We start from the raw sequence: 26,669 nt of genomic DNA, 5'->3' as shown, positions 1-26,669 counted from the left end.
AATATATGTTCCATCATATAAATATCTGGAATAAAAATCTCGATATCAAGGAGTCGGAACTGCACTGAGGCGAAACGGCGGCGGTTGGATCTGCGGCCTATGCGGACGCACAGAAATTGACCACAATACGCGTTGCGCCGATGTGATTCAAACCGGAACCAACAATAAAAAAGTGAGTGCAACGGGTACTCGAAATCAAAGAGGATAATTATAAGATGAAAAAGTTAGCCTTGAGTGTCTTGGCGTCAGCCATGTTTGCCGGCTCCGTTGCGGCCGCTGATCTTAAAATTGGCGTATCCATGGCCGTATTCGATGATAACTTCCTGACCGCTTTGCGTAACGGCATTGAAACCGCCGCTAAGGATAAAAGCGTAGATGTGCAGATTGAGGACGGTAAGAACGAAGTCGGCACGCAACTCAATCAGATTCAGAACTTTATTGCGTCGGGCGTGGACGCCATCATCGTCAACCCTGTCGATACCGACGCCACCGTGTCCATGAGCAGCGACGCGGAAGCCGCCGGCATTCCCCTCATTTATGTCAACCGTCAACCTATCAACGTTAACCAGCTTCCGGACAATCAGGCGTTTGTCGCTTCCAACGAGGAAGTGTCCGGCACCCTGCAGGCGGAAGAAGTGTGTCGTCTGTTGGGAGGCAAAGGCAACGTGGTGGTCATGATGGGCGAACTCTCCAATCAGGCGGCTATTCAGCGTACCAAAGACGTGCATGACGTCATCAAGCGTAAAGAATGCTCCGGTATGAAAATCGTTGCGGAGCAGACCGCGGAATGGTCGCGTCTGAAAGGCAACGACCTGATGACCAACTGGCTGTCCGCGGGCCTGGAGTTTGACGCGGTCATCTCCAATAACGACGAAATGGCCATCGGCGCCCTGCAGGCTTTGAAAGCGGCGGGTCGCAAGATGGATTCCGTTGTCGTCGCAGGCATCGACGCCACCCCTGATGCGCTGGCTGCGATGAAGTCCGGCGATCTGGATGTGACCGTATTCCAGAGCGCCAAAGGTCAGGGCGCGGGTGCGGTAGACACCGCCGTTCGTCTCGCCAAAGGTGAAAATGTGGATCAGAAAGTTTGGGTGCCCTTTGAGCTGGTGACGCCGGCTAACCTGGATAAGTACCTGAGCAAGTAAGTCGATTTTCCACCTTAGGCAATGCGGAGGGATTGCGTTATGAGTAGCGCATCAGTAGTGGAGGCGGTGTCTGTGAACAGCGCAATTCCCCAAAATCGCAATTACGAATACGTGCTCGAAGTGGCCAATGTCCGTAAGGAGTTCCCAGGTGTGGTGGCTCTGGACAACGTCTCCCTCAGGATTCGTCCGGGGACGGTGCATGCGTTGATGGGGGAGAACGGCGCGGGCAAGTCGACGTTGATGAAAATCATCGCCGGTATTTATCAGCCCGACAAAGGACAGGTATTGCTGCGGGGCGAACCGGTGCGGCTGGAAAAGCCGCTGGACGCACAGGAAGCCGGCATCGCCATGATTCATCAGGAGTTGTTGCTGATGAATCCCATGACCGTGGCGGAAAACATCTGGATTCGCCGCGAACCCAAAGGCCGCTTTGGCCTGATCGATCACGACGAGATGCGGCGGCGGACTCAGGACCTGTTCGACCGTCTCAATATCAGCCTTGATCCGGATGCGGAAATCAGCGAACTGTCGGTCGCCAACCGGCAGATGGTCGAGATCGCCAAAGCGGTGTCTTTCAATTCCGACGTGCTGATCATGGACGAGCCGACATCGGCGATCACCGAGACCGAAGTCGCCCATCTTTTTGAGATTATTCGCGACCTGCGCGCCAAGGGCATCGGCATTGTCTACATCACCCACAAAATGAATGAGCTGTTCGAAATCGCCGATGAGTTTTCGGTGTTTCGCGACGGCCAGTACATCGGCACGCATCTGTCCTCCAACGTCACTCGCGACGACATCATTCGCATGATGGTGGGACGGGAAGTATCGCAGATGTTCCCGAAAGAAGAGGTGGCGTTGGGCGATGTGGTGCTGTCCGTGAAGAACCTGAGCCGCGAAGGCGTATTCCGTAACGTGTCTTTCGACGTGCGCGCGGGGGAGATAGTCGGGTTTGCAGGGCTGGTCGGCTCCGGCCGTTCCAACGTCGCCGAAGCCTTATTTGGCGTCGCCCCCGCTGACGGCGGGGCGATTCAGATCAATGGCGAATTCGTGCAGATCAAATCTCCTAATGAAGCGATTCAGCATGGCATGGCGTTTCTCACGGAAGACCGTAAGGAGACGGGCTGCTTTCTTCCCTTGACCATCCAAGAAAACATCCAGTCGGCGGTGCTGCATCAGAAATTCGTCAACAAGGGATTCGTGGCGGAAGCGGAGCTGGCGAAAGAAGCGGTGGAAATCTGCAACAAGTTGCGGGTGAAAACGCCGGGGATGGATGAAGTGATCGAGAACCTGTCAGGGGGCAATCAGCAGAAAGTGCTGATCGGCCGCTGGCTGTTGACCCATCCGAAAATTCTGATTCTGGATGAGCCTACGCGGGGCATCGATGTCGGCGCCAAAGCCGAGATACACAGCCTGATCACCCAACTGGCTCACAAAGGCGTGGCGGTGGTGATGATCTCCTCCGAACTGCCGGAAATACTCGGCATGAGCGATCGGGTCGTGGTTATGCATGAAGGGCGCGTCACCGGCATTCTGGACCGGGCGGAAGCGGATCAAGTGAAGATTATGGATCTGGCGGCGCAGTAAACCGCTGGTGACTAATATTGAGAGAGGTTGAAATGGCAACGACAACAACGAGTGGTCCCATGACGACGGATAACGGACGCCTGACTCCCACGTCAAAGAAGCGCATGCCTCCCGAGCTGAGCATCCTGATGGTGCTGTTCGGCATTGCGGCATTGTTCGAGGTGCTGGGCTGGTTCATCGTCGGGCAGAGCTTCCTGGCCAATGTGAGCCGTCTGCAGATTATTATTCTTCAGGTGTCGGTGATCGGCATCATCGCCGTCGGCGTCACTCAGGTCATTATCACCGGCGGCATTGATTTGTCCTCCGGCTCAGTGGTGGCGATGACCGCTATGATCGCCGCCACGTTCGCCCAGGACAGCAACTGGCCCAAGATCATTTACCCTGCGTTGGTGGACCTGCCCTTTGTCGTGCCGCTGGTGGTGGGATTGGCCATTGGCGCCCTGGCCGGCTTCATCAACGGCTGGTTGATCACGAAAACCAAGATTCCTCCTTTCATCGCCACCCTGGGCATGATGGTTTCCGCTCGCGGCATCGCCCGCTGGTTCACGGACGGCAGCCCTGTTTCCGGTTTCACGGAGAGCTTCACCATGCTCGGCAGCGGCCTGGGACGCTGGGCGCCGGTAGTGGTGTTTCTGCTTGTCGCGGCGTTCTTCCATGTCGTCATGCGTTACACCCGCTTCGGCAAGTTCACCTATGCGATCGGCGCCAACCCTCAGGCGGCGCGGGTATCCGGCATCAATATCGACGCCCACCTGATCAAGGTCTACATGATCGCAGGTCTGCTGGCGGGACTGGCGGCGATGGTGGCGATAGCCCGCATTAAAACCGCGCAGGCGGGCATGGGACTGATGTACGAATTGGACGCTATCGCGGCGGCGGTAATCGGCGGGGTGTCGTTGTCCGGCGGACGCGGACGCATCACCGGGACGGTTATCGGCGCCTTGATACTGGGCGTCATGCTGTCCGGATTCACTTTCCTGAGAGTGGACGCCTATTATCAGGACATCATCAAAGGCGCCATTATCGTGTGTGCGGTGGTGGTGGATCAGCACCGGCAGAATAAACGCAAGAAGACCAGCTGACCCATCGCAACGATTAGGATACGGCCATGAATAAGCCCGACGCGAAAAGCGTGCGGGCTTTTTCTTTTGACTCTGCTTTTGATTCTGGCGGCGCTAAATGTTTTCCAGAATATGGAGTTCCGGGGCCAGCAAGACCGGCGCAAAGCGTTGTTCGCCTTTGGCGTTGAAAGCGCGCACGAACAAGGCCAGGGTTTCAGCGGCCAGACGTTCCACCGGCGTGGCGATCACCATGTCCACCAGCCCTTCGTTAAGGGCCTCTCGGGTGCTGGGCGTCAGCTCATTGCAGACCACCACCAAATCGCGGTCAGGAGCTTCGTTGCGCAGTGCGGAGATCATCCCCGCCATGCCGCCGCCGGCGCTGTAAAGCGCCACCAGATCAGGATGCGACGCCAGCAGATTAGCGGTGGCCTCGGCGGCGAGGCGATCGTCGTCGAGATTGAGGATTGGATCAAGCAGGCGGAAGTTGCGGCCCAGCTCGCGAAAGTAACTGATAAAGCTGATCTCGGATATTTCCTGATTCAGGTAGCGATGACTGCCCAGCAGTATCCCAACCTCTCCCTCTTTCTTCGCCAATCGTGAAATTGCCCAGGCGGCGCTGCGTCCCGCTTTGCGGCTATCCAGGCCGAGATGCCCGGCGCAGGCCTGAGAGGAGAGTTGCGACAGCAGAGTGATGACGGGCTTTCCCTGGGCGGCCAGTTGCTCGATGACCTGGTTGATCGAGTGATGGTCTAACGCCACCAGCGCCACTGCGTCAGATGCTTCCGCTACCTGCTGCAGCTGCCCCGCGATATAGGCGGGGGCGACTTCGTCCATGAAAATCAAATGGGTCTGGATCTGATAATCCCGCTGTCGCGCGGCGGCGTTGACCAGCGCGGTTCCCAGCGCCTGATAAAAGGCTTCGGCGCTGCGTTGCAGCAGCAGTGTGATGGTTTTGCGGGGTTTGGATTCCTGAAAGCGTTTTTTCAGTAGTCCAGAGGCGTGATAGCCAATATCCTCCGCCGCCAGCAGCACTCGTTGCGCCGTCGCTTCTCGCACTTTGGAGCGGTTATTCAGCACCCGGTCCACGGTGGCTGGACTGACTCCCGCGGCTTGGGCGAGATCGGTGATCGTTGGGCGTTTGGACATGGCTCCGCGCCGCCTCAATCCGCCTTCAGCGCCACATAACGTCCGGTAAAGCGCACTGCTGTTTCGCCGTCCGCAAGAATCTCCGCCACCAGCTCCCGACGGGCTTTGCCCCGTTGCTGGTAAACGCTGACGAACTCATCCACCTGCTGTGGCTCAGCAAAAGCGCAGCGCACGGCTAAACGCTCTGATCGCAGCGGCTTGAGAAATTGAATCTGGCTGTCCTGTATCACGATATCCCCCTTGAGGTCATGAGACTTCAAGGTCAGAGTCAGCAGACCCCAGCCGGACAAGACGCACATGGAATACAGACTGCCGCCGAACGCCGTCGCCTTATCGTTAATGTTGTTCTCCAGCGGCGCCGACAGCGCCAGCGCCTGTCCGTCATACTGATCGACGCGTAACGCCATCGCACGGGTAAGGGGAATCTCATCATCAAAAATACGTTGCAATTGCGCAGCTAACGACGCGTCACTCATAGCTTTTCCTTGGCGTAGTTGGATGTAGGCTAGGGGGTATTATAATCAGAGCGGGCGCGCAGGGACTTATCCATTCGTCGGTGTCTGGCGGTATTGGTTTTGTGGCGCTGCGCCCTTACAACCCTTCTTCCCGCACTTCCTCGCTGACTAAACGATATTGTCCCTCTCGGGATTCGCGCAGGTATTGCTCGATTTTGCCCTCTGCGTGCAGTTGTTGCAGGCCGGCGTTGAAGCGTTTGAGGCGTTCGACGCTTTCCGGTTTTTCCATGGAGAACAGGAGATGCATGGTGGTGAGCGGTTTTAGCGGGTGAGGGTGGTGCGTCACGCGGTTGGCCTGTTCCGCCGGGAACAGGTCGCGAAGTTCGGCGTAGCCTGCTTCTACGTCCGAGGGAAAGATGTCGAGGCGCCCCGCCAGCAGTTTGCGCCAGTTCAGCTCGTCGGAGTGCACCCACTCAATCTCAAACAGCCCGTCCTTTGAGGCGCTCACGAAGTCTTCTCCGTAGTTATAGCTGTTGGTGCCGCCGACTTTCAGGCTGCGCAGGTCACTGAGTTCACGCCATTCAAACGATGTGGTTTTGAGGTGGAAAAACACATACCCATATCTGCCGATGGAATCGCTGTAGTAATGATGGGCTTCCCGTTCCGGTTTGTGGCTCCAGGGAAAAGAGGCGTCCGCCAGCCCTTCTTCCGACATCAGCAGCGTGCGCTTCCATGGAAAGAACTGAAACACGACTTTATCCCCCGCCGCCTCGAAGGCTTCTTTGACGATGCGCGCGGTGACGCCATAGTGCTTTAACTGCGGCGACACATAGGGAGGCCAGTCGCCGGTGGCCACGGTCAGAGTTTCCGAGGCGACCGGGGCGGCGATCAGAAACAGACTGTATAAAGCGGCAAGAGCAGTGAGGCCTGGGCGACTAGTGGAGACGGGCGAGGACATGGGATGCACCTGCGACGTTAAAGCTGTCTTAGTAATTATAGGCGCTTCGGGCGGGATTACATTTCTTAACGGAAGGATGTAGGACGTTACCCGGATTCGTGAAGCAGAGACCGTTTCCCGCCCCCGCGTTAGCTATAGTCATCATGGAGCTATTTGTCTGCCTGGTTAATACTGTTGCAAGCGCAAAGGAATCGCCATGAAAACCTTAATATCTCTCCTTCTCGCGGCGACGCTGTTCCTGACGTCCGCCGTCTACGCGGCGCTGATGCCCATCAACGGCAAAATGGAAACCCCGCAAACTTTGAATGGTTTCATACACCTTCCTGCTGATTACGACCCTCAGCGCGAGGAGGGTTATCCTCTGCTGATTTCCTTGCATGGACTGGGGGAGTGCGGCGACGCCACCGTGAATAACGGTGATGGAACTTATTCCCTGAACATGCAAATTCTCAACAAGGTGTCAGGCGCTGGCGTTCCCAGGATGATTCGGGATGGCCTGTGGGAAGCGTCATCTCCGTTGATTGTGCTGGCGCCGCAGTTGCCGGCGGGCGGATCGGGAATTTGCGGCATGCATAAAAGCCGCTATGAACAAATCTATAACCACGCGGTGGCCAATTACAACGTGGACCTGAATCGCGTCTACGTCACCGGCTACAGCCAGGGCGGCAACGGTACTTACAACGTGCTGCGGGACAGGCCGGACACCCTCGCCGCAGCCGCCCCCATCGCCGCCTGGTATCCACAGGAGTTCGACTGCGAGGCTATTCATCACATTGCCGTCTGGGCGTTTCATGGCGATGAAGACGCGGTTATCGGTCATAACTCCGGTAAAAACGCCGTGGATAAAAAGCTGAACGGCTGCGGCGATCCGGATTACCCGCCGATGTATCCCGCCAAGCTGACCAGCTTCGCGGGCGTTGCACACAATTCCTGGGATGGCGCCTATGGTCTGAAGCTGAATCACACATTTAGAAACAGCGATGGTCAGGTTGTGGACAGCAAAAACTACTATCTGGAATTAGCCTACGACCACAATGATCCCAATGTCGACGCCGCCGGCGCTTATGGCGGCGACGGTTATTACTATCACTACAACGAATTTGGCCGCCATGTTCTGTTTCACTGGTTGTTGAGCTTCGCCAAGGACGCTGGCGCGCCTCCCGATCCAGACCCGCAGCCGGGAGAGGGAGATGGCCTGTATCTGCGTTTGCACGGAGACGATGTGCAGTGGGATCAATTTCGCCTGTTTGAAAGCGCCCTGTGGAGCGGAGAGTTCGACCTGCCCGCCATGGGGCTGGATAAACTGTCGCTGTCCTTCAAGACGCTGAACGGCGCCGCGCCGTCGCAATGGTATGTGCAGTTATGGGATACGCAGGTGAGGAAAGACCTGGGCGTATCGTTGAACGACTACCTCAGCGTCGGCCCGGATTGGAGTACGGTGGAAATTCCGCTTGCTGATTTCGCCGCTCAGGGCGTGGACCTGCGTCATGTGCAATGCGTGCGTGTGTTCTTTGGCGCCTCGGCGCAGTTGGATCTGGGGCTGGACGAAGTGAAGTTCACTGGCGCTGGGGAGGCGTTGGTATTTTTCGGCGCTCAGCATCAATCCACCGCTTATCGCGCCAATGGCGCGCTCTCAGTGGAGCTTGTCTCCGGCGACGATAGCGATGGCTGATGCGTATTGACGTCGATAACGGGGCTGCGGATACGCAGAAAAGCGGAAAGACAAAGCAGTAACAACAAAAAAGAAGAGGACCGGGATGGCTCCGGTCCTCTGAACGCGCTTGCACGCGGGGGTGGTTAGGGAATATCAGGCTGCGGCGACGGTGTCGGCGCGTAGCTGTTTGGCGGCGTTCACCATGTTCTGCAATGCCGGGCGTACTTCTTCCCAGTTGCGGGTCTTCAGGCCGCAATCCGGATTCACCCACAGTCGGTGTGCGGGAATGCGCTCGGCGGCTTTTCGCATCAACTGGACGATGTGCGTTTCGCTCGGAATATTCGGCGAATGGATGTCATACACGCCTGGGCCGATTTCATTCGGGTATTTGAAATTATCGAAGGCGTCCAGCAGCTCCATGTCGGAACGGGAGGTTTCGATGGTGATGACGTCCGCGTCCATCCCGGCGATGGCCTCGATAATGTCGTTAAACTCGGAGTAGCACATGTGGGTGTGAATCTGAGTTTCATCACCGACGCCGTTGGCGGCGATGCGGAATGAGCTGACCGCCCATTGCAGGTATTCCCGCCACTGCGCGCGTCTTAACGGCAAGCCTTCCCGTAACGCCGCTTCATCGATCTGGATGACGCGAACGCCGGCGCGCTCCAGGTCCTGCACTTCGGCGCGAATGGCCAGCGCCAGTTGATAACAGGTGAGGGCGCGAGGCTGGTCGTCCCGTACGAAAGACCAGTTCAGAATGGTCACCGGACCGGTCAACATGCCTTTCATCGGGCGGTCAGTGAGTGATTGCGCATACTTGATCCATTCCACGGTCATCGCCTGCGGGCGGCTGATATCGCCGAAAATAATGGGCGGTTTGACGCAGCGGGAGCCGTAGGACTGCACCCAGCCGAACTGACTGAACACATAGCCGTCCAACTGCTCGCCGAAATACTCCACCATGTCGTTGCGTTCCGCTTCGCCGTGCACCAGCACGTCCAGGCCCAGGCTTTCCTGCTCTCTTACGCAACGCTCGATTTCCTGCTGCATCAGCGCGCGGTATTCGTTGTCCTGCAGCTCGCCCTGACGATAACGGCGGCGCGCATTACGAATGTCCGCAGTTTGTGGAAACGACCCGATAGTGGTGGTCGGGAACGCAGGCAACTGCAATCTTTGCGCCTGTCTGGCTGCCCGGGTTTGATAGTCGCTGCGACGATCGCCCATGTCGGCGGTGATCGCCTCCACGGCCTCTTTCACCGCTGGATTATGCACGCGAGAAGACCCTTTGCGGCTGTCCACGCAAGACTGATTTTCCTGCAATGCCTCTGCGACCGTGTTGCGGCCCTCGCTCAATGCTGTCGCAAGAATCTTCACTTCATCCAGCTTTTGCAGGGCGAACGCCAGCCAGGATTTGATCTCCGCATCCATCTTCTCTTCGCTGTCCAGATCCACAGGGGAGTGCAGCAGAGAGCAGGACGGCGCCAGCCACAAACGGGATTGCAGTTTGTCGTAAACCGGTTGCAGCCAGTCCAGGGTTTGATTGAGGTCGGTCTTCCAGATATTACGTCCGTTCACTACGCCCAGAGACAGCACTTTATGGCTCGGCAGCCAGTCGATCAGTTTACCGATCTCCGCACGTCCATTGATGGCGTCCACATGCAGCCCACCCACAGGCAGTTCGCAGGCCAGTTGCAGGTTGTCCTGCAGTTGTCCGAAATAGGTCGCCAACAGCAGTTTGGCTTTACTGGACTTGAGCGTGTGATAGGCGAGGTTGAGCGCGTATCGCCAGCTGGCGTCCAGCTCAGTGACCAAAATGGGCTCGTCGATCTGCACCCACTCCACGCCCTGGCTAGCCAACACGTCCAGTAGCGCAGCGTAGACCGGCAACAGACGCTCCAGCAGGTCGAGTTTATTGGAGCCGTCTTTGCTCTTGCCCAGCCACAGATAGGTCACAGGGCCAATGATGACGGGCTTGATCTTGGCGCTGGTTTGCTTCGCCTCCGCAATTTCCGCCAGCAAACGGGACGGATTGAGCGAAAATGCGGTGTCTGCGGTGAACTCCGGCACGATGTAGTGATAGTTGGTGTCGAACCACTTGGTCATCTCTCCGGCATGCACGCAATGGCAATCGCTGTCCTGCGCCGAACGGCCGCGGGCGACCCGGAAGTAGTTGTCCAGCTCGTCGCCTTGCAGACGGCTGACCCGCTCGGGAATGACGCCGAGGGTGAAGCTCATATCCAAGACTTGATCGTAGAAGGAAAAGTCGCCTACCGGAACCAGGTCCAGTTGGGACTGATTACGCCAATGGCGCTGCCTCAGCTCCGCGCCTACTTTCAGCAGCTCTTCCTGGGGAATGCGTCCTTTCCAATAATCTTCCTGAGCGAATTTCAATTCCCGTTTTGCGCCAATGCGGGGGAACCCCAGGTTGTGAGTGGTAATCATGTCATGCCTCCTATGTCGATGACTTCATCATAGAGACTCAGAATTATGAAAAATAATGTTAAGATTTCATCTATCTATTAAATAAATTCATGAGTTGCTGACATGCTGGAACGTAATCATCTCGCCATCCTGCGGGAAGTGGACCGTTTAGGTTCGCTGACCGCCGCTGCGGAAAGCCTGTGTCTGACGCAATCCGCTCTCAGTCATGCGGTAAAGAAACTGGAGCAGCAATTAGGCGCCGCGGTCTGGACCAAGGAAGGCCGCAATCTGCGCTTTACCCAGGCTGGAGAGTACCTGTTGGCGTTGGCCAAACGACTGCTGCCGCAGTTCGAACACGCCGAACTGGTGATGAGTCAGTTCTCTCAGGGGCAGCGCGGCGCATTGCGCATCGGTATGGAGTGCCATCCCTGTTATCAGTGGCTGCTGAAAGTGGTGGCGCCGTACCTGCAGCGCTGGCCGGATGTAGATGTGGACGTCAAACAGAAGTTTCAGTTTGGCGGCATCGGGGCGTTGATTGGGTATGAAATCGACGTGCTGGTGACGCCGGACCCGATGCGCAAGGATGGATTGTCCTTTCAGCCGGTGTTCGATTACGAGCAGGTGCTGGTGGTGAGCAATAATCACCCGCTGGCGCAAACTGCCTTCGTCGAACCTGCCCACCTGTTGCAGGAGACCCTGATTTCTTATCCCGTGGATATCGATCGCCTGGATATCTACAACCAGTTCCTGTTGCCCGCCAACTGCAACCCCAGGCAACACAAGACGATTGAGACGACGGACATCATGCTGCAAATGGTGGCGGCGGGGCGTGGCGTGGCGGCTTTGCCGAAGTGGCTGGTGGCGGAGTATGCGCAGAAGATACCGGTGCGTCCGGTGCGACTGGGGCCGCAGGGCATCGCTAAACAGATTTTTCTGGGCGTGCGTGAAGAGGACGCCGGCACGGACTATTTGGCCTCCTTCGTCGCCATGGCGCGGGATGCGGAGTGGAAGGGCTAGCAGTCGTCTGTTTAAACGCTCTGTTGGAGCGTTCAGGTTTCCTCGCGCCCAAAGGGTCGCCGGGTAGGGAAGCTGGAGGTTTCTTTCTGCTCGGCGCCGGTATCCGCGCTGTTGCGCTGAATATAGCGGCTGTATCGTTGCGCCAGCGGCGCGGCGGTGACGCCATGCAGCAATACGCTGAGCAGGATGGTCAGCACGGCGACGCTGAAGAGCTGATCTTTCCCAGGCGCATGATCCTCCTGCATGACCAGCAGCACATAGAGCAGGGAGGCCAGCCCCCGTGGCCCGAACCAGCCCAGAAACAGCTTGCTGGTGAACTGCAGCTGGGTGCCAGTCAGGCTGATTATCACCGGGATGATGCGAATGACCGTCAGACTCAATAGCGCATAGAAGAAGTGCGTCCAGGTGAGATCCGGCAGGGCGTGTGGAATCATGATGGCGCCGAACAACAGAAAGTTGATCAGGCTTAATAACTGCCCTTCGGTTTCCGCAAAGCGATGCAGAGGGGCGCAGAAAACGTGAGTACGCGTGCCTACCGCCGCGCCCGCGCAGAAGGCGGCGATAAAGCCATTGCCGCCGCACAGTTCCGCCAAGCCGTATGACGCCATGGCGATGGCCAGCAGTCCCAGACGCTGATAGGTCGGGCTCACCCAGCGTCGTTGCACGCCGACGTCCAGCGCGCGTCCCGCCGCCAGACCCACGGCGACGCCATAGATCGGGCCTAGCAACAGTTGCATCGACGCCAGTTCCAGCCAGTGACTGGCGCTGTGGTTTTCGCCAATCAGCCAGGACAGACCGATGATCAGCAAAGGCAGCGCCATGCCGTCATTGAGTCCGCTTTCCACATTGAACGCCTGACGGATGCGCACCGGTACGCGTTCGTTATTGATGACCGCCTGTCCCAGCGCCGCGTCCGTCGGCGCCAGGATCACCGCCAGGGTGAAAGCGCCCGCCCAACCCAGCTCAGGAAACATGGGATAGGCGATCAACGCGCCGACGCCGATACACAACGGCAGCCCCAAACCGAGCAGACGTAGCGGAATATTGTGGCCTTCCCTGAGCTGACGCAGATTGATGCGCGACGCATCGGTAAACAACACCCACACCAGGGTGACCTCCGCCAACCAGTGCGCCAGACTCCATTCAGGATCGGCGGCGAGCAGACCCAGACCGCGATCGCTGAGCAGCAATCCGGCCAGCGTAAAAAACAAGGGGGCAGTCATGGGTCCCTGCTGGGACCAACGGGAAATAAGCGCGAAGGCGATCACCGCAGCGCCGAACAGCAGGAGCGTCAATTCAAAGTTCATGGATGATTTGTCATATCCGCCAGAGCGGAGCAAAGATGAAAGTTTGCGGATTCATGTCTTTTATTTTGTACCGACGTCAGCGACTTAGCGCAACCCAACGCACCAGTCCCGTCCCCTATTCGCTTAATTCATGCAACAAAGTTGTGCGGATATGGCCATTTTTCTGCGCTTATCTGGAAATTATAGTGCTCCCATCAATTATTCATATGAGGAGTCACTGATCATGTTTCGCAAACTACTTTTAGCCGCATCCGTCGCTGTTTCATTCACTGCCGCCGTTGAAGCGAAAGAACCGCTGCAATTGAAGGTCTACAACGCTGACGACAACAGTTTCAACGTCACTTCCACCGTCATCAGCGGAGAAACTGAAGCGGTTGTGGTGGACGCTGGATTCACCCGCGCCGACGCCTATCGCATCGCCGCCAATGTGCTGGACTCCGGTAAAACGCTGAAAACCATCTTGGTCAGCAACGCTGATCCGGACTATTACTTTGGCGTGGAAGTGCTGAAGGAAATCTTTCCGCAAGCCGACGTCGTGGCGCCGCCTGCGGTGCTGGAGCACATCAAGGCCAAACTGCCGTTCAAAGTGGAGTTCTGGGGCCCGAAAATGGGCGCTAACGCACCGCGCCATCCGGTTGTCCCGGCGGCGTTGAAAGGTAACTTCATCACTGTGGACGGAGAGAAACTGGAAGTGCGCGGCATGCAGGGCGAGCTGGCGCACCGCCCCTACGTGTGGGCGCCTTCTTTGCAGGCGATTGTCGGTAACGTTGCTGTGCTGGCGGACATGCATGTGTGGATGGCGGATACGCAGAAGCAAAGCGAACGCGACGCCTGGGTTGCGCAACTGGACGAAATGAAAGCGCTGCACCCGGCTATCGTGGTGCCCGGACACATGCTGCCGGATTCCGATATGGACGTGAGCGCCATCGATTTCACCCGCACTTACCTGAAGCGCTTTGAAGAAGAAGCCAAGGACGCTAAAAACGCAGACGCCCTGATGCAGGCGATGGAGCAGGCTTATCCGAAGCTGGAAACCGGCATTGCTCTGGAAATCAGCGCGAAAGTAGAGAAAGGGGAGATGAAGTGGTAGAACTCGACTACTTTTACGATCCGATCTGCGGGTGGTGCTACGCCGCCGCGCCGCTGATCAGCAAGGCGCGGGAAATGATGCCGGTGAATCTCCGCGCCGGCGGACTGATGATCGGAGCCAACCGGCAGCCGGTGAATGAGTCGCTGCGCCGTTATGTTATGCCGCATGACCAACGGATTCAGGCGCTGACAGGTCAGCCTTTTGGAGACGCCTACTTCAATGGCCTGCTGCGGGATCAGGATGCCGTATTTGATTCCGAGCCGCCGATCCGCGCGGTGCTGGCGGCGGAAAGCCTGGGCGGCGATGCACTGGCGATGCTGCACCGACTGCAGCGGGCGCATTATGTCGAAGGTGAGCGCATCGCCGACCTGGCGACCTTGACCCGACTGGCGCAAAGCATCGGTCTGGATGGCGAACGCTTCACTGCGCAGATGTCCGTCAACGCCAGCTCCGCCGCCGCCCATATTCAGGCGACGCGACGGGAGATGACGCGCCTGAGCCTGCGCGGCTATCCCTCACTGGCGCTGATTATCGACGGCTCAGTGGTTCCGGTCGCCGTAGGTCCCCATCTCGGCAAACCGGACGCCTTCGCCGCTCATCTGGAAGTGTTGATTGGAAGCAAGGCGCAGAAAGACGACTCGGACGATGCGCCCTTCTGTACGCCTGACGGCTGTTCCTGAGACATTCATCTATCCGGGCAAGGACGCCCGTTGCAACCATAACCCGACGTTTCGGTTCTTATGCTGAATAGCGCGTAACCGCTCTCAAGGGAGACGGGAAACGATGGTTGGTATTGGTCTTATAAGGAAATTACTGTGATGAAGAAGTTAATAGCGGCGGGTTTGTTGAGCTGTCCGGCCCTGGGGTTTGCAATGGAAATCAGTGCGCCGATAGTGGGCAATGCAACCTTTTCCGATAACGACGTCGATGGACGTTTTGAATCCATTTATTCCACCAGTTATCTCTATGCGCACTGGCGCAACGTTAACTATCTGAATCAACGCTATACGCGACGCGCAGTCATCGAGATAGATCTGAGCGCGTTTCCAGACGATCGTCAACTGGAGCATGCATGGCTTGAGTTTTATCTGACTGGATACAGCAATCAGCCGGATGTGGCGTTTTGGGGATACAGTGGCGACGGCGTGCTGGACTTATCTGATGCGGAAAGAGGGGAGGCGCTGCTTGCGACTCAGGCCATTGATAACTTGGGTAGCTGGCGGGTGGACTTGAGCCGCTACGCGCGCCAGTTGAAGGCTGAAGGGAAACGCTACCTTGGTTTGAATATTCGTTCTGTCAGTGAAGGCAAAAGAGATAACACCTACAACGATCGAATTATTTTTCCGGGATACCAGAGCAACGGCAATGTAGTCAAAGGCGTTCGCTTCTTTATGAACGATGAACCCGGCGCGCCCTACACTCCCGACAATGTATTGTTCCAGCGCCATTTTGATTGGGGAATGCCTTCCCAGGACGAGGGTTTTCAGTTCCGAAGCAGCAACCAGGGCGGTCGCATGAGCGTCGTCAATGGCCGTTTGCGGATGGATCAGACTAACTATTTCTCCACGCCAACGACGAATGAAATGGACTGGTCGGTGGACCTCAGTAACGCCTCGCAAGTCACCCTGAGCTTTTATCAGTCCGAAACCACCGATGACGCCGCGATGCTTCCCGAGAGCTTTGCCGGCTCAGTGGAGGGAGATGGCGTCAGCATCAGCAACAATGGCGTGGATTGGTATCCGGTGGTCAATGCAGACCGGCTCGACCTTGGTGCCGTGGGCGGAAGGATTGACGTTGATCTGGACGGCGAGATCGAGCGTATTCGCGCCACGCTGGATTCGACCTTTGAATACGGACCCGACTTCAAAATACGCTTCCAGCAATTTGGCGTCGGCAAGTTTGGCTACGACGGCAGAGACTGGGGAGATTTGTTATTGACGGGCATGCATGCCGGCGAGGCGACGGACCTGGAAGCGGCGTTCGCCGCTCCGGTGGAAACGGTAGTCAACGCCGACACCGAGGTTAAAATCAATATCACTAATCTGGGCTCTTCTAAGGCGGTGGGCGCTCGCGCCAAACTGACTTTACCGGTAAGCGCCCGCACCCTGTCCACACCTGCAGGATGCGAACGCGCAGGCGGCCTGATCACTTGTTTCGCTGGCGAACTCGAACCGGGCGCGGAGAAAGAATTCGTATTGTCTTTCAGGCCCAGCCAGGCAGGGCGCTTGCCCATGTCGCTCACCGTGGGCGCGGCGACAAATGACCCTATAGAGCAGAATAACGTTTCGGACCATGATATTCCTGTCCTGGCTGGACCTGCTCTCGTACCGGCGGATGTTCAGTTGAATCCAAACTAAGCCCGCTTTTCAGGATAAACAGGCCGATGGCGGCCTGTTTATATCTCAACTCGCTGACTTAACCGTTTTTAAACCCACCTAGTTTCATGTTGCTTACGCGGCGCCGCTATAGGCGGGGTAGTCCGTATATCCCGCCGCATCGCCGCCAAACAAGGTAGAGGGATCAGTGATGGCGTTCAGCTCCAGGTTGTGCTGCAGGCGGTAGGGCAGGTCTGGATTCGCCAGGAACATGCGTCCGAAGGCGACATAGTCAGCGTGGCCCGCGTTGAGGATCGCGTTGGYTTTGTCGGCGTTGTAATTACCCGCCACGATCACCGCGCCGCTGTAGACTTCCCGTAGTTGGCGGCGGAAACTGTCCGGCACGGGCGGGGCGTCGTCCCAGTCCGCTTCCGCCAGATGGATGTACGCCATGCCCAGTTCGTCGAAGGTTTTGGCCGCCGTCAGGATGGCCGCAGGGGCCTCCGGATCGTCCATGCCTCTCTGAGTGATGAACGGCGATAAACGGATGTCGACCCGATGCGAGCCGATGGCGTCGCACACCGTACGCGCCACCTCCTGCACGAAACGGATACGCTTGTCGAGGCTGCCGCCATAGTCGTCGTCGCGCTGGTTGGCGGTGGCGCGCAGGAACTGGTCGATCAAATAACCATTGGCGCCGTGAATCTCCACGCCATCAAATCCCGCCTCCATGGCGTTAAGCGCCGCCTGTCGGTAGTCCCGGATAATCGCCTGGATGTCCGCCTGACTGAGCGCGCGCGGAGTGGGGCAATCCAGCATCTGACCTACACCGTCCTCGCCCACGATCCAGACTTTGGCGTCAGGGGCGATGGCGGAAGGCGCAACCGGCATGCCGTCTTCATGCAATGAGGCGTGCGACATTCTGCCGACATGCCAGAGCTGGCAAAAAATCCGTCCGCCAGCGGCGTGGACGGCATCGGTAACTATGCGCCAGCCTGCGATCTGTGCGTTGGTGTAGATCCCCGGCGTGAAGGAGTAGCCTTTGCCCTGTGCGGAAATCTGCGTGGCTTCGCTGACGATCAATCCGGCTTGCGCCCGCTGGGCGTAATAGATCGCCATGAGATCGCGAGGCGCGTCTTCAGGTTGAGCCGTGCGGGCGCGGGTCATCGGCGCCATGACAATGCGGTTGGCGATGTCCAGTGCGCCAATAACGCCCGGGTTAAACAGTAATGGATAATGCATGGGAATACTCCGCTCAAGAGGGATAAGGGGTTTTGTCTTCGGCGAACAACAGCTCCAGCTTCAGTCCCTCCGGACCTTCCACAAAAACCTGATGTTCCCGTGAAGCGGGCACGGTGCGCTCGCTATACGTCGCGCCGTGATGGCGTAAACGGGTTAAGAGTTGCTCGTAATCGGCGCCCGCCAGCGCGACATGATCAACGGCGCCGCGTCCTTCCAATGTGTTATCGCCAAGATAGGCGGCCTGCTCTTCGTCCGACGCATCCGCGCCGACCAAATGAACGATGGGACGGTCGTCGCTGTACAGCCAGGCGCCGGGAAAGCGGAAGCCGGGACGGTCGCCGTTCCTGAGCCCGATAACCTCTACGAGAAACGTCGTCATGGCCGTCAGGTCTTGTGTGCGAATCAGAACATGATTGATATACATGGGAGTCACTCTGTTGACGGAAGCTGATGTAATACAGCCTAATGCTTATAGAAAAAGTTGATAATCGCCGCATATATGTAATCTGTTTTCGTAAAAGCTGAATAATATGAGCAAGATTGACGACATTGAGCTGTTTGTCAGAGTGGTGCGCGCAGGCGGACTGGCGGCGGCGGGGCGGGAAGTGGGCCTGTCGCCGGCGAGTATGACGGCGCGCATGAATGCGCTGGAGGCTCGTTATCAGACCCGGCTATTGCAGCGCAGCACCCGCAGCATCGCATTGACCGAGGCGGGCGCGCGTTTTTACGAGGCGGGTCAGCGGGTTGTGACGGAAATGGCGCAGGCGGAAGCGGCTCTGCTGGAGAAAGAAGGGGAGCTGCGCGGCTCACTGCGCGTCACCGCCACCTCAGATTTTGGCCGGCAGTATGTGGCCCCGGCGCTGGCGCAGTTTGTCAGCCTGCATCCCCTGGTGCGACCCGCTTTGCATCTGCATGACGGGGTGGTGAATCTGATTGAAGAAAGTTTTGATCTCGCCATTCGTTACGGCAACCTGCCGAACAGCAATCTCATTGTGCGCCCTCTGATGGCTGACAACCGTCGCGTGCTTTGCGCGTCGCCTGCGTATGTGGCGTCATTTGGCCAGCCGCAAACGCCGGAAGATCTGCTGGGACATCGTTGTCTGGTGATGACGCGTTTTGGGGAAATGTTGGCGGAGTGGCGCTTTCAATCCGACTCAGACTGGCGAACGCTGACCGTGGAGGCGTTGCTGGCGAGCAACGATGGCGCGCAGATCCGTCAATGGGCGTTGGCGGGGCTGGGTATCGCGCTGAAATCCTGGTGCGATGTGAGCCGGGATATAACGGAAGGGCGGCTGCTCCAACTGTTGCCGGATCAGATCGTCGGCTTGCATGGCGCAGACGCGGGCGCAGTGGGGCTGCAGATGATCTACCCCAGCCGCAAATACACGCCAGCCTGCGTAAAGGCGTTTATGGACCATCTGGGGGGCGTTCGTAAACAGCGAAGCCGGCCTGTGAGGCCGGCGTATCGGCTAGCCGCGGGAGACAGGGCCTGATTAATACATCAGACTGCAATCAACTTGCGGTCATTTTGCCCCGGCAGCGTTTTATAACTGACGGAACGCGCGGCGGCCAGCTGGTAGGTCGGGCTCTTCACGGTGTCGACAAAACGCCAGTCCGCCCTGGCTTCGTCTGCGGTGAATGTCGTCAGCAGGTAGCCGCGCTGATTGACGTTCAGATACTGTAAATCGCTCACCAGCGTGGTCACGCCCAGTTCGGTCTGGGCAATCGTGGTCGCGTCATCGGGCAGGGAAAGGTAAGTTTCCAGGCCGGGAGAGGACACCGAGGCGGTGGCGAACTCCACGCCGACATGGTCACCGGACAGGGTTTTCAGATCGCTGGCCCAGGCGTTGTGAGTGTCTCCCGCCAACGCCACCAGATTCTTGTTCATGGCTTTCGCCGTTTCGAACAAAACCTCCCGCTCTGCCGCGTAGCCGTCCCAGGCGTCCAGGTTGTAAGGCAGTACGGTTTCCACTCTTGCGCGTTCCGCATCCGTCACGCTGGGGTCGCCCATCAGGATACGGCCCTTGATATTCGCCAGCTCGGCGAAAGCAGGCAGGATGGTGTTGGGGTCTGGGTCCAGTAGCTGCGTCAGCAGTTCCGCGGGCAGCAGCATGCGCCCCATCAGTATTTGCTGACCCAGCACCTGCCAGGTTGCATTGGACGCGGCCATGGCGTTTTGCAGCCAGTTGCGTTGTTCCGCGCCCAGCAGCGTACGGTTGGCGTCGCTGACGTCTGCGCTGAACTGAGGCGCGTTGAAGTTCCCGCTGACCGGGTCCAGATAGTCGAGATAATCCAGCTGTTTGTCACGGGCGAGCACGCGGGTGTCGAGCATGTAGAGGGACACAAGGTCGCCGAACTGAAACTGGCGATAGATGATTTCCTGATTATCATCCACAACCGGTCGAATCGGCATCCATTCGAAGTAAGCCTGCAGCGCGGCTATTTTGCGATCCTCAAACTCGCCTTCGCCCTCATTGTGGTTTTTGGCGCCGGACTTCCAGGTGTCGTCGGCGACCTCATGATCGTCCCAGACGGTGATGAACGGCGTTTTGTGATGCAGCGCCTGCAGGTTGGCGTCGCTGCGGTATAGCGCATAGCGCTTACGGTAGTCTGCGAGGGTCAGGATTTCGTTGGCGTTGTCGTCCGGCAACGTGCGTCCTATCGCGGCGGCGTCTTCCGTCGCATAACCGCCAGCGCCGTATTCGTAAATGTAGTCTCCCAGGTGGATGACGGCGTCCAGGTCGTCATGCAACGCTGCTTCCGCGTATACGTTGAAGTGTCCGGCGGGATAGTTGGCGCAGGAGAACACGGCGAACTTCACCTGTTCCGGGCTGACCGTTGGTAAGGTTTTGGTGACGCCCGCCGGTGAGGTCGCGCCGTTTGCGGTGAAGCGGTAGTAGTAAGTCGCTCCGGGTTGCAGGTTCAACACGTCTACTTTGACGGTGAAGTCCTGAGCGGCGGAGGTCTGCGTGGTTCCAGTGTGGAGCAGGTTGGTGAAACCTGCGTCGTCCGCCACTTCCCAGGATACCGACACCTCGGCGCCGGCATCATCGGGGAGGGCGCGGGTCCAGATGATCACCCGGTCGCTGAGCGGGTCGCCACTGGCGACGCCATGACTGAAGGTCACCTGATAGGGCGCATTGCCGTCGTCATCGGAGCTGCATCCCATCAGACCAGTGGATATGGCCAACGCCCCCATGCCGGCGGCGGTGACTTTGATAAAGTCGCGTCTGCTTATTTTTTTCATTATTCCTTTCTCTGTCCTGCTTGTGAAAGTCGCGCGGAAGATAGAGGGATAATGTTACATAAATATTTAATTTTGCTAGAAAATGCGGGCTTATTTCAGAAACTTGTGCGAATCGTCACGAAATCAGATCCCAATAGGGCGGATCGCCAAAACGGTCCTGCATGAACTTGACGAAGACGCGAACCCGGGCCGCCAAATGCCGGTTAGGCGGGTATAACAGGCTCAGATAAACCGGCGGCGCCTGATATTCCGGCAGCACGCTCACCAGACGCCCCGTCTGCAACTCCGGGCCGGCGATAAACGTGGGCAACAGGGCGACGCCAAGTCCCGCCACGGCGGCGTCGCGCAGGGCTTCTGCGTTATTGCAGCACAGCACCCCGTTCACCCGCACGCTGGTTTCCGGGGCGTTGCCGCGACGCAGCCGCCACGTGTAGCCGGAGGCGAGGTTGCCGTAATGCAGGCAAGGGCGACTGGCGAGTTCTTTGATGGTGCGAGGGCGACCATGCTGTTGCAGATATCCCGGCGATGCGCACAACAGGCGTTTTGCCTCAACGATGGTATGTTCAATCAACGAAGGCGCTTCACGGGTTTCCGCCACTCTCACCGTAATGTCGAAGCCTTCCGAGACCGGATCGACGAAGCGGTCGTCCAACACCAGTTGTACGCGGATGTTGGGATAGCGCGTCATGAAGTCCGCCAGGGCGGAACTCAAGTGCAGAGTGCCGAAAGACATGGGCGCGTTGATTTTCAAATCGCCCTGCGGCTCCGCATGATCGGATTGAATAGCGGTTTCTGCTTCCAGCAGATCGTTAAGAATGGATTTGGCGCGCAGATAAAACGCCTGCCCGGTCGGGGTGAGGGAGACCTGACGCGTCGTGCGGGCCAGCAGGGTGACCCCCAGTTCGTCCTCCAGCGCAATCACCTGTCGATTCACCTGCGAGCGCGACAGTCCCATCTCGCGCGCCGCCTTGGCGAAGCTCTCAGCTTCCGCCACCTTTACGAAGGCTGTAAGCCCCGCCAGTTTGTCCATGGCTTCCTCTCAATTGCCGTTGCCGTTGCCGTTTTCGGTTCGGCCTTTGTTTTGCGTGTACAAATACTGGTGTGCGTGCACAAATATTGGCGTGCGTGCTCAAGTATCGGCGTACGCTCTTAAAAATTGTCGCATATATGGCGACACTATGGCTCATTTATGACTAATTGTTTACGAATATGGGAGGTTTAAACTGTCTCCATGCAACGAATACAGGAGGAGACAGTATGAATATTCGCAGATCACACGAGCGTGGCGTCGCCAATTTCGGTTGGCTGCACTCAAAGCATACGTTTTCGTTTGGACATTACTTCGACCCTGCGCATATGGGCTTTGGTCCTCTACGCGTGATCAATCAGGATCAAGTGACGCCAGGCGCAGGTTTCGACACGCATGGGCATAGCGATATGGAGATCATTTCCTATGTTGTGTCCGGCGCTTTGGAACACAAAGACAGCATCGGCAACGGCTCTGTTATCGTCCCGGGAGAGCTGCAACGGATGACTGCGGGAACCGGCATTCGTCATAGCGAATACAACCAGTCGCGGACAGAGGGCGTGGAGTTTCTGCAAATCTGGATTTACCCGGAGCAAAAAGGACTCAAACCCGGATACGAGCAAAAGGCGTTTGCGCCGGAGTCCATGACCGGCGTTTTTCGTCTGATCGGCAGTCGCGATGGCGCGGAGGACTCGGTGACGATCCATCAGGACGTTAATCTGTACGCCGCCCGTCTTAATGGCGCAGAATCTGTCTCTCTCGATATCGATCCGCAGCGAGGCGTGTGGGTGCAGGTCGTCAAAGGGAGTGTGGCGCTGAACGGGGAAGCGTTGACGGGAGGCGATGGCGCGGCGCTGGAAAACGTCAGTCAGCTCACCTTCGCCAACGCGGATAATGCGGAAGTGCTGGTATTTGATATGAAAATGCAGGCGTAGAAGAGCGAGAGTCTCGATCCTGCAGGGAGGAACCCGTTAATATCCATGGGGTTGTCAAAAGCGAGCAAGGATATGTGTCGATGCTGATTCCCTATGAACTAACCACGGTGAACGAGCGTCTGCTGTTACGATGGATCAATCCCGACCGACTGGAGCTGCGGCCGGGATTTTTTCATGAGGCGGTGGAGGCGCTGCCGCAAGAGCAGCAATGCGCCGGGTTGACCCATTTTGAGGAACTGCTGAACGGGGAGGGCGTGGAGACGCCGCCAGCGGGCCTGATTTTTCATACCAGCCGATGTGGCTCCACCTTGGCGTGTCAGATGTTGAAGCAGCATCCGCAGGCGCTGGTGCTGGGTGAGCCGTTTCTGCTGAACCAGATTGTGCGTCATCAATGTCTACCCCCCTCGCGCAAAGTAGACGCGCTACGCCGTTGCGTTGGCCTATGGGCGCAATGGGCGGCGGAAACGGGGCGGCGCTTGGTGATCAAGTTGTCTTCCTGGAACCTGATGCATATTGATCTCTATCAGCGCGCATTTCATTGTCCGTCGCTTTGTCTTTATCGCGATTATCTATCCGTGCTGGAGTCATTACTGCGGGGAACGCCCAAGTGGCTCACCGCAGACTGGCCGCCACCGCCATTTACCGGCGCCAATGCGGAGCTATTACCGGATGCATCCTTGCTGACGCCGCAACAATCAGAAACCCAATCGGCGGATATAACATTGCTGGGCTCCGCGGCTGGGACATACCTGGGATTCGCCCAGGCGATGCTGGCGGCGTTGGCGTCTGATGCGTCAGTGCGGGTGATGGGGTATGAATCCATCGCGGGAGCCTCAGCGGTGCTGGCGGAGCATTTCGGCTTGGAGCCGTATCCAGGTTTAGAGCAGGATATGCTGAGCGCGACCCAGCGCTACTCGAAAGGCGAGTCTGCTTACGAAGCGCGTGACGCGAGAGATGAGTTAAAACGTCTGGATGCGCAGCTTGAGCAACACTATCCAGCCCTAAGGCTTGCCTTGCAGGCGGTTTATTCGCGCCTGCAATCACACCGACAATTACTCGGAGGATAAAAAGCGCGGCAGGTAGGTGGAAGCTTTCACATAGCTCTCGCTGTCGGCGCCGCCAGTAATGATGGCGCCATCGACTCTGAGCCAGGCATGCGCTTTCAAGCTACTGTCAGAACCGTTTTCTTTAAGAACGCCCAGATGGATAACGTAAGGCGTCTTGTAAAACCCCAGCAGCGTTCTGGCCATAATCGCCTGCGCCAGACACTTGCACTCCCACGGCGTATAGCGGGCGACCAAACGGCAAACGGCTCCGATGCGTCGCGCCAATAATTGTTGCTCTGTCGGCGTGGAAAACAGCGCTTCATGATTCGCAGACGCGCGCCCCAAAACCCAGGCGAAACGCCGAAACGGTAACCCCCAAATCATCACACGCACCATTGCGCTGTACGGAAGCAAAAACGCCAGCCACAACTTCTCCTGACGCGGAAGTCGCCAGGCGGTTTTGAGTTTGCGCCGTAAGGTCGTCATAGAGCTGGGCAGTTCACTGCGCTTTATGCATTAATGGATGTCGTCATAATGGTTTTAGTGTAGTTGAAGTCAGGTGGTATTAATTAGGCAGACAGATAGATTCCTTCTAATTGTCTTCCGCGGCTAGCCGCCGAGCAGGATCATACATGCGCCTGATTATTAACATGCCAATATCATTGCCATATTAATAACGAGGGGAAGACCTTGATCGATAATGAACAAATCAGAAGTCAGTTGGCGGCGGAGTTAAATGAGGCGCGGCGGAACTTGGCGGCTCCTTCGGAATTTCTTGCGCCACTGGTGCAGTACTTCGATTCCCAAAAAAATGCGGATATCGCCGCGAAGCTCGCGCTAGACCTGTTGGAGGCTTTTGATTACTGGCGTAATCCAGAGCAGTGGAGTGAGCCCCAGGCCCCGATCAAAGCCGCGTGCATTGAGTGGTATTACGATGGAAGCGATCCACCGGAAGCGCTTGGTTATGTCTATGCCTCTGTGAAAAACGCCATGGACGAAGACCCTGACTTCGGTGTCCGACTGATTGACGGCTCCTGCGGGTTTGAGCTGCCGGAAGCCTGCTTCCCTCTATATGAGTTTTACGAAGCTCGCCGGGACGATGAGAATTTTCCTGAAGAAGAATATGAAGCAATTTACCAACTTTATGAACGCCGCGTGTTTTACTGCCTGCATATCGCGTTGGCGAATGTGACGGGATCAGAGAGTTTCAAGGCGCTGCCTGTTGATCGCCCCTTTTACTTTTACGCGAACGAACACTGTGACTCTCCTCACTTGCTTTTTATCCTGGATTCCGAGACGGCATTGAGCGAGGCCTATGAGCTTGGGCGCTCCGAGGCGATCTACATTGACGAACTATCTGATTGGGTCTCGTCGCTGACGTCATAGTCGACGCCCGCAAGCGCGCCAACTTGCCCCCAGGGGTGTCGCTGTTTATGCTTTCTAGACAGCATAACCTCTGTAGAGTCTCAGTAGCTTATGGCGCGAACTCGTGGCGTAGTCCTGGCATTGGCGCTCATTTTCGCCGGGTATACCTCATCCGCCGCTGAGACGGCGCGCATCGCTATTGGCGAATGGCCGCCTTATCTTTCTGAAGAACTGCAGCATTACGGTATGGCGGCGCATATTGCGGAAGTCTGCTTCAAGGCGGCGAATGTTGATGTAGAGGTTGGCTTCTTCCCTTGGAATCGGGTGGCGTTGTTTGTGGAAAACGGACTTTGGGACACCTCTATTCTGTGGGTGAAAACCGAAGAACGGGAAAAGGTTTACCTGTTTTCCGATGTGATTTTTGAAGGCTCCGCTGTTTTCTTTTACGCCAAAGCGCGGCCTATGCAGTGGCGCGACTACAAGGATCTGGTGGGACTCAAATTCGGCGGCCTGATGAGCGCCAGCTATCCCTGGTTTGAAGCCGCCAAAGAACAGGGAATCAACCTGGAAATGGAAGTCGTATCCGACGAACGCCTCAACTTCGCCAAGCTACTCACCGGCCGCATAGACGCCTTCTCCCTGGATAAGTACGTCGGCCTGTATATCCTGCACAAAAACTTTCCCCAGGAATCCAACCTCATCACCTACAACCCCACCCCCATCGAATCCTGGCCCTACCGACTCATCTTCACCAAAAATCCACGGGGAGAAAAAATGCGCAACGCCTTCAATAAGGGACTCAAAATAGTCCAGGAAAACGGCCTGCTGGAACAGCTGTTGGACGATGCGGCTAATGGGCGGTATGTGGGCCGTTCAGCCGAGTGACTTTGCGGGTTTTATATCGTTAATTTTTGATTGTTCTGAAGTGGAAACAAAGTACTTGTCACTGAATGTTCTTGGTGGGTAAACTCGCTACGCTAAAACTAACTATTTGTTTTGTTTAAATATTGAGCAGTATCGTGTCCAATAGGGATATGGAACAGAGCGCAGCATCCTGCGCGCTATACACAGCATTAATTTTACTAGGCCACTGACGACAGGCGCAAAGTCTGCCGTCAGTGGCTTTTTTATGCGTTAAAAAAGTCAGTCGGAAGGATTTAGGAGTCATCAAATGGTTGCGGTTGTATCAGGGGAAGGTCTGGGATTATTTGGCGCGGCCTTGTCAGGCGCGGGCGCGGGACTGTCGCAAGCGGGCGTGGGCCAGGGCGGCGAGCGGGTTTACGTCAATGCGGCCACGGGCAACCTGGTGCTGCAGCGCCGCGATGAGCTGCTGTTAGGCGCGGGGCGCGACGCCAGCCTGATCCGCACCTACAACAGCCAGGGCCGCTTCACCGACGACAACGGCGACAACTTCTATTTCAGCTTCAACCAGCGCCTGGAATTCAACGGCGGTACCCTGAACAAAGCCGGTAGCGTGATCACGCGGATCGCCGGCGACGGCAGCCGCACGGATTATCGTTATGACGAGAGTCGGGGATTGTACGTCTCCAGCGTCGGTGAAGGCGCTCACGACACTTTGGAATTCCGTGGCGGAACCGGCGCTGACGCGTTCCTGTGGACGGAAGGCGAGAGYGGCGCGCAGGAAGGGAAG

24 protein-coding genes are annotated in these 26,669 nt (G+C 57.2%); 14 read left to right on the top strand and 10 right to left on the bottom strand.

All coding sequences use genetic code 11. The features are described 5' to 3' along the window. Positions 1-215 precede the first annotated feature (215 nt). Genes KP814_RS17000 through KP814_RS16990 form a run of 3 tightly spaced genes read left to right on the top strand, consistent with a single transcriptional unit; the run spans position 216 to position 3,814 of the window. Positions 216-1,145: a sugar ABC transporter substrate-binding protein gene (locus tag KP814_RS17000; RefSeq protein ID WP_127973318.1), complete on the top strand. Its 930-nt coding sequence runs from the start codon at positions 216-218 to the stop codon at positions 1,143-1,145. Between the two features lie 39 nt (positions 1,146-1,184). Beyond that, positions 1,185-2,732, top strand: coding sequence for a sugar ABC transporter ATP-binding protein (locus tag KP814_RS16995; protein ID WP_216737868.1), 1,548 nt, complete (start codon positions 1,185-1,187; stop codon positions 2,730-2,732). Positions 2,733-2,791: 59 nt separating this feature from the next. Then, positions 2,792-3,814: an ABC transporter permease gene (locus KP814_RS16990; RefSeq protein ID WP_216737867.1), complete on the top strand. Its 1,023-nt coding sequence runs from the start codon at positions 2,792-2,794 to the stop codon at positions 3,812-3,814. A gap of 93 nt (positions 3,815-3,907) precedes the next feature. On the opposite strand, the gene KP814_RS16985 is transcribed toward KP814_RS16990, so the two are convergent. From KP814_RS16985 to KP814_RS16975, 3 genes are all read right to left on the bottom strand, one after another. Next, on the bottom strand, positions 3,908-4,939 hold the full coding sequence (locus KP814_RS16985) for a LacI family DNA-binding transcriptional regulator (protein WP_216737866.1): 1,032 nt from the start codon (positions 4,937-4,939) through the stop codon (positions 3,908-3,910). Between the two features lie 14 nt (positions 4,940-4,953). After that, a complete protein-coding gene (locus KP814_RS16980; RefSeq protein WP_216737865.1) occupies positions 4,954-5,415 on the bottom strand; it encodes a thioesterase domain-containing protein in 462 nt (153 codons plus the stop codon). 115 nt (positions 5,416-5,530) lie between these two features. Next, the gene (locus KP814_RS16975) at positions 5,531-6,352 is read right to left on the bottom strand and encodes an ABC transporter substrate-binding protein (RefSeq protein WP_216737864.1); all 822 of its coding nucleotides are present in this window, start codon (positions 6,350-6,352) and stop codon (positions 5,531-5,533) included. A 196-nt stretch (positions 6,353-6,548) separates the two neighbouring features. Between KP814_RS16975 and KP814_RS16970 the strand changes: the two genes are divergently transcribed. Further along, positions 6,549-8,024, top strand: coding sequence for a hypothetical protein (locus tag KP814_RS16970; protein ID WP_216737863.1), 1,476 nt, complete (start codon positions 6,549-6,551; stop codon positions 8,022-8,024). 135 nt (positions 8,025-8,159) lie between these two features. Here KP814_RS16970 and metE read toward each other — a convergent pair whose 3' ends face one another. Then, positions 8,160-10,448, bottom strand: a complete 2,289-nt coding sequence (gene metE / locus KP814_RS16965; protein ID WP_216737862.1) for a 5-methyltetrahydropteroyltriglutamate--homocysteine S-methyltransferase — start codon at positions 10,446-10,448, stop codon at positions 8,160-8,162. 102 nt (positions 10,449-10,550) lie between these two features. Between metE and KP814_RS16960 the strand changes: the two genes are divergently transcribed. Beyond that, a complete protein-coding gene (locus tag KP814_RS16960; RefSeq protein ID WP_216737861.1) occupies positions 10,551-11,444 on the top strand; it encodes a LysR substrate-binding domain-containing protein in 894 nt (297 codons plus the stop codon). Positions 11,445-11,476: 32 nt separating this feature from the next. On the opposite strand, the gene KP814_RS16955 is transcribed toward KP814_RS16960, so the two are convergent. After that, entirely contained in the window at positions 11,477-12,751 is a 1,275-nt protein-coding gene (locus KP814_RS16955) for a sodium:proton antiporter (protein WP_216737860.1), read from the bottom strand. Positions 12,752-12,974: 223 nt separating this feature from the next. Here KP814_RS16955 and KP814_RS16950 point away from each other — a divergent pair, with 223 nt between their 5' ends. The 3 genes from KP814_RS16950 (at position 12,975) to KP814_RS16940 (ending at position 16,198) form a co-directional block, all read left to right on the top strand. After that, on the top strand, positions 12,975-13,841 hold the full coding sequence (locus tag KP814_RS16950) for an MBL fold metallo-hydrolase (protein ID WP_216737859.1): 867 nt from the start codon (positions 12,975-12,977) through the stop codon (positions 13,839-13,841). Beyond that, entirely contained in the window at positions 13,835-14,521 is a 687-nt protein-coding gene (locus KP814_RS16945; protein WP_216737858.1) for a DsbA family protein, read from the top strand. Before KP814_RS16950 ends, KP814_RS16945 begins: the two co-directional genes overlap by 7 nt. A gap of 138 nt (positions 14,522-14,659) precedes the next feature. After that, positions 14,660-16,198, top strand: coding sequence for a DUF11 domain-containing protein (locus tag KP814_RS16940; RefSeq protein ID WP_216737857.1), 1,539 nt, complete (start codon positions 14,660-14,662; stop codon positions 16,196-16,198). Positions 16,199-16,291: 93 nt separating this feature from the next. On the opposite strand, the gene KP814_RS16935 is transcribed toward KP814_RS16940, so the two are convergent. Both KP814_RS16935 and KP814_RS16930 read right to left on the bottom strand, forming a co-directional pair. Beyond that, positions 16,292-17,398, bottom strand: coding sequence for an alkene reductase (locus tag KP814_RS16935; protein ID WP_216737856.1), 1,107 nt, complete (start codon positions 17,396-17,398; stop codon positions 16,292-16,294). A gap of 13 nt (positions 17,399-17,411) precedes the next feature. After that, positions 17,412-17,822, bottom strand: coding sequence for a VOC family protein (locus KP814_RS16930; protein ID WP_216737855.1), 411 nt, complete (start codon positions 17,820-17,822; stop codon positions 17,412-17,414). A 106-nt stretch (positions 17,823-17,928) separates the two neighbouring features. Here KP814_RS16930 and KP814_RS16925 point away from each other — a divergent pair, with 106 nt between their 5' ends. Next, positions 17,929-18,891, top strand: coding sequence for a LysR family transcriptional regulator (locus KP814_RS16925; protein WP_216737854.1), 963 nt, complete (start codon positions 17,929-17,931; stop codon positions 18,889-18,891). 8 nt (positions 18,892-18,899) lie between these two features. Here KP814_RS16925 and KP814_RS16920 read toward each other — a convergent pair whose 3' ends face one another. Both KP814_RS16920 and KP814_RS16915 read right to left on the bottom strand, forming a co-directional pair. Then, entirely contained in the window at positions 18,900-20,645 is a 1,746-nt protein-coding gene (locus tag KP814_RS16920) for an alkaline phosphatase (protein ID WP_216737853.1), read from the bottom strand. Between the two features lie 115 nt (positions 20,646-20,760). After that, positions 20,761-21,675, bottom strand: a complete 915-nt coding sequence (locus KP814_RS16915; RefSeq protein ID WP_216737852.1) for a LysR family transcriptional regulator — start codon at positions 21,673-21,675, stop codon at positions 20,761-20,763. 227 nt (positions 21,676-21,902) lie between these two features. On the opposite strand from KP814_RS16915, the gene KP814_RS16910 reads away from it, so the two are divergent. After that, positions 21,903-22,607, top strand: a complete 705-nt coding sequence (locus KP814_RS16910; RefSeq protein ID WP_216737851.1) for a pirin family protein — start codon at positions 21,903-21,905, stop codon at positions 22,605-22,607. Between the two features lie 80 nt (positions 22,608-22,687). Continuing rightward, complete coding sequence (locus KP814_RS16905; protein WP_216737850.1) at positions 22,688-23,674, top strand: hypothetical protein; 987 nt, start codon at positions 22,688-22,690, stop codon at positions 23,672-23,674. Here KP814_RS16905 and KP814_RS16900 read toward each other — a convergent pair. After that, positions 23,660-24,139, bottom strand: coding sequence for a lasso peptide biosynthesis B2 protein (locus KP814_RS16900; RefSeq protein ID WP_216737849.1), 480 nt, complete (start codon positions 24,137-24,139; stop codon positions 23,660-23,662). The two genes, KP814_RS16905 and KP814_RS16900, sit on opposite strands and share 15 nt — an antisense overlap. A 204-nt stretch (positions 24,140-24,343) precedes the next feature. Here KP814_RS16900 and KP814_RS16895 point away from each other — a divergent pair, with 204 nt between their 5' ends. The 3 genes from KP814_RS16895 to KP814_RS16885 all read left to right on the top strand — a co-directional run. Beyond that, positions 24,344-25,039 (top strand): hypothetical protein, encoded by a 696-nt coding sequence (locus KP814_RS16895; protein WP_216737848.1) that lies wholly within the window; start codon positions 24,344-24,346, stop codon positions 25,037-25,039. 90 nt (positions 25,040-25,129) lie between these two features. Then, on the top strand, positions 25,130-25,903 hold the full coding sequence (locus tag KP814_RS16890; RefSeq protein ID WP_216737847.1) for an ABC transporter substrate-binding protein: 774 nt from the start codon (positions 25,130-25,132) through the stop codon (positions 25,901-25,903). A gap of 286 nt (positions 25,904-26,189) precedes the next feature. Then, on the top strand, positions 26,190-26,669 hold a 480-nt coding region (locus tag KP814_RS16885), incomplete at its 3' end, for a DUF6531 domain-containing protein (protein ID WP_216737846.1).

The organism is Hahella sp. HN01, assembly GCF_018986435.1.
Lineage (GTDB): Bacteria > Pseudomonadota > Gammaproteobacteria > Pseudomonadales > Oleiphilaceae > Hahella.
The sequence above is the reverse complement of the archived record's forward strand: the minus strand, read 5'-3'. Positions and strand labels throughout refer to the sequence as shown.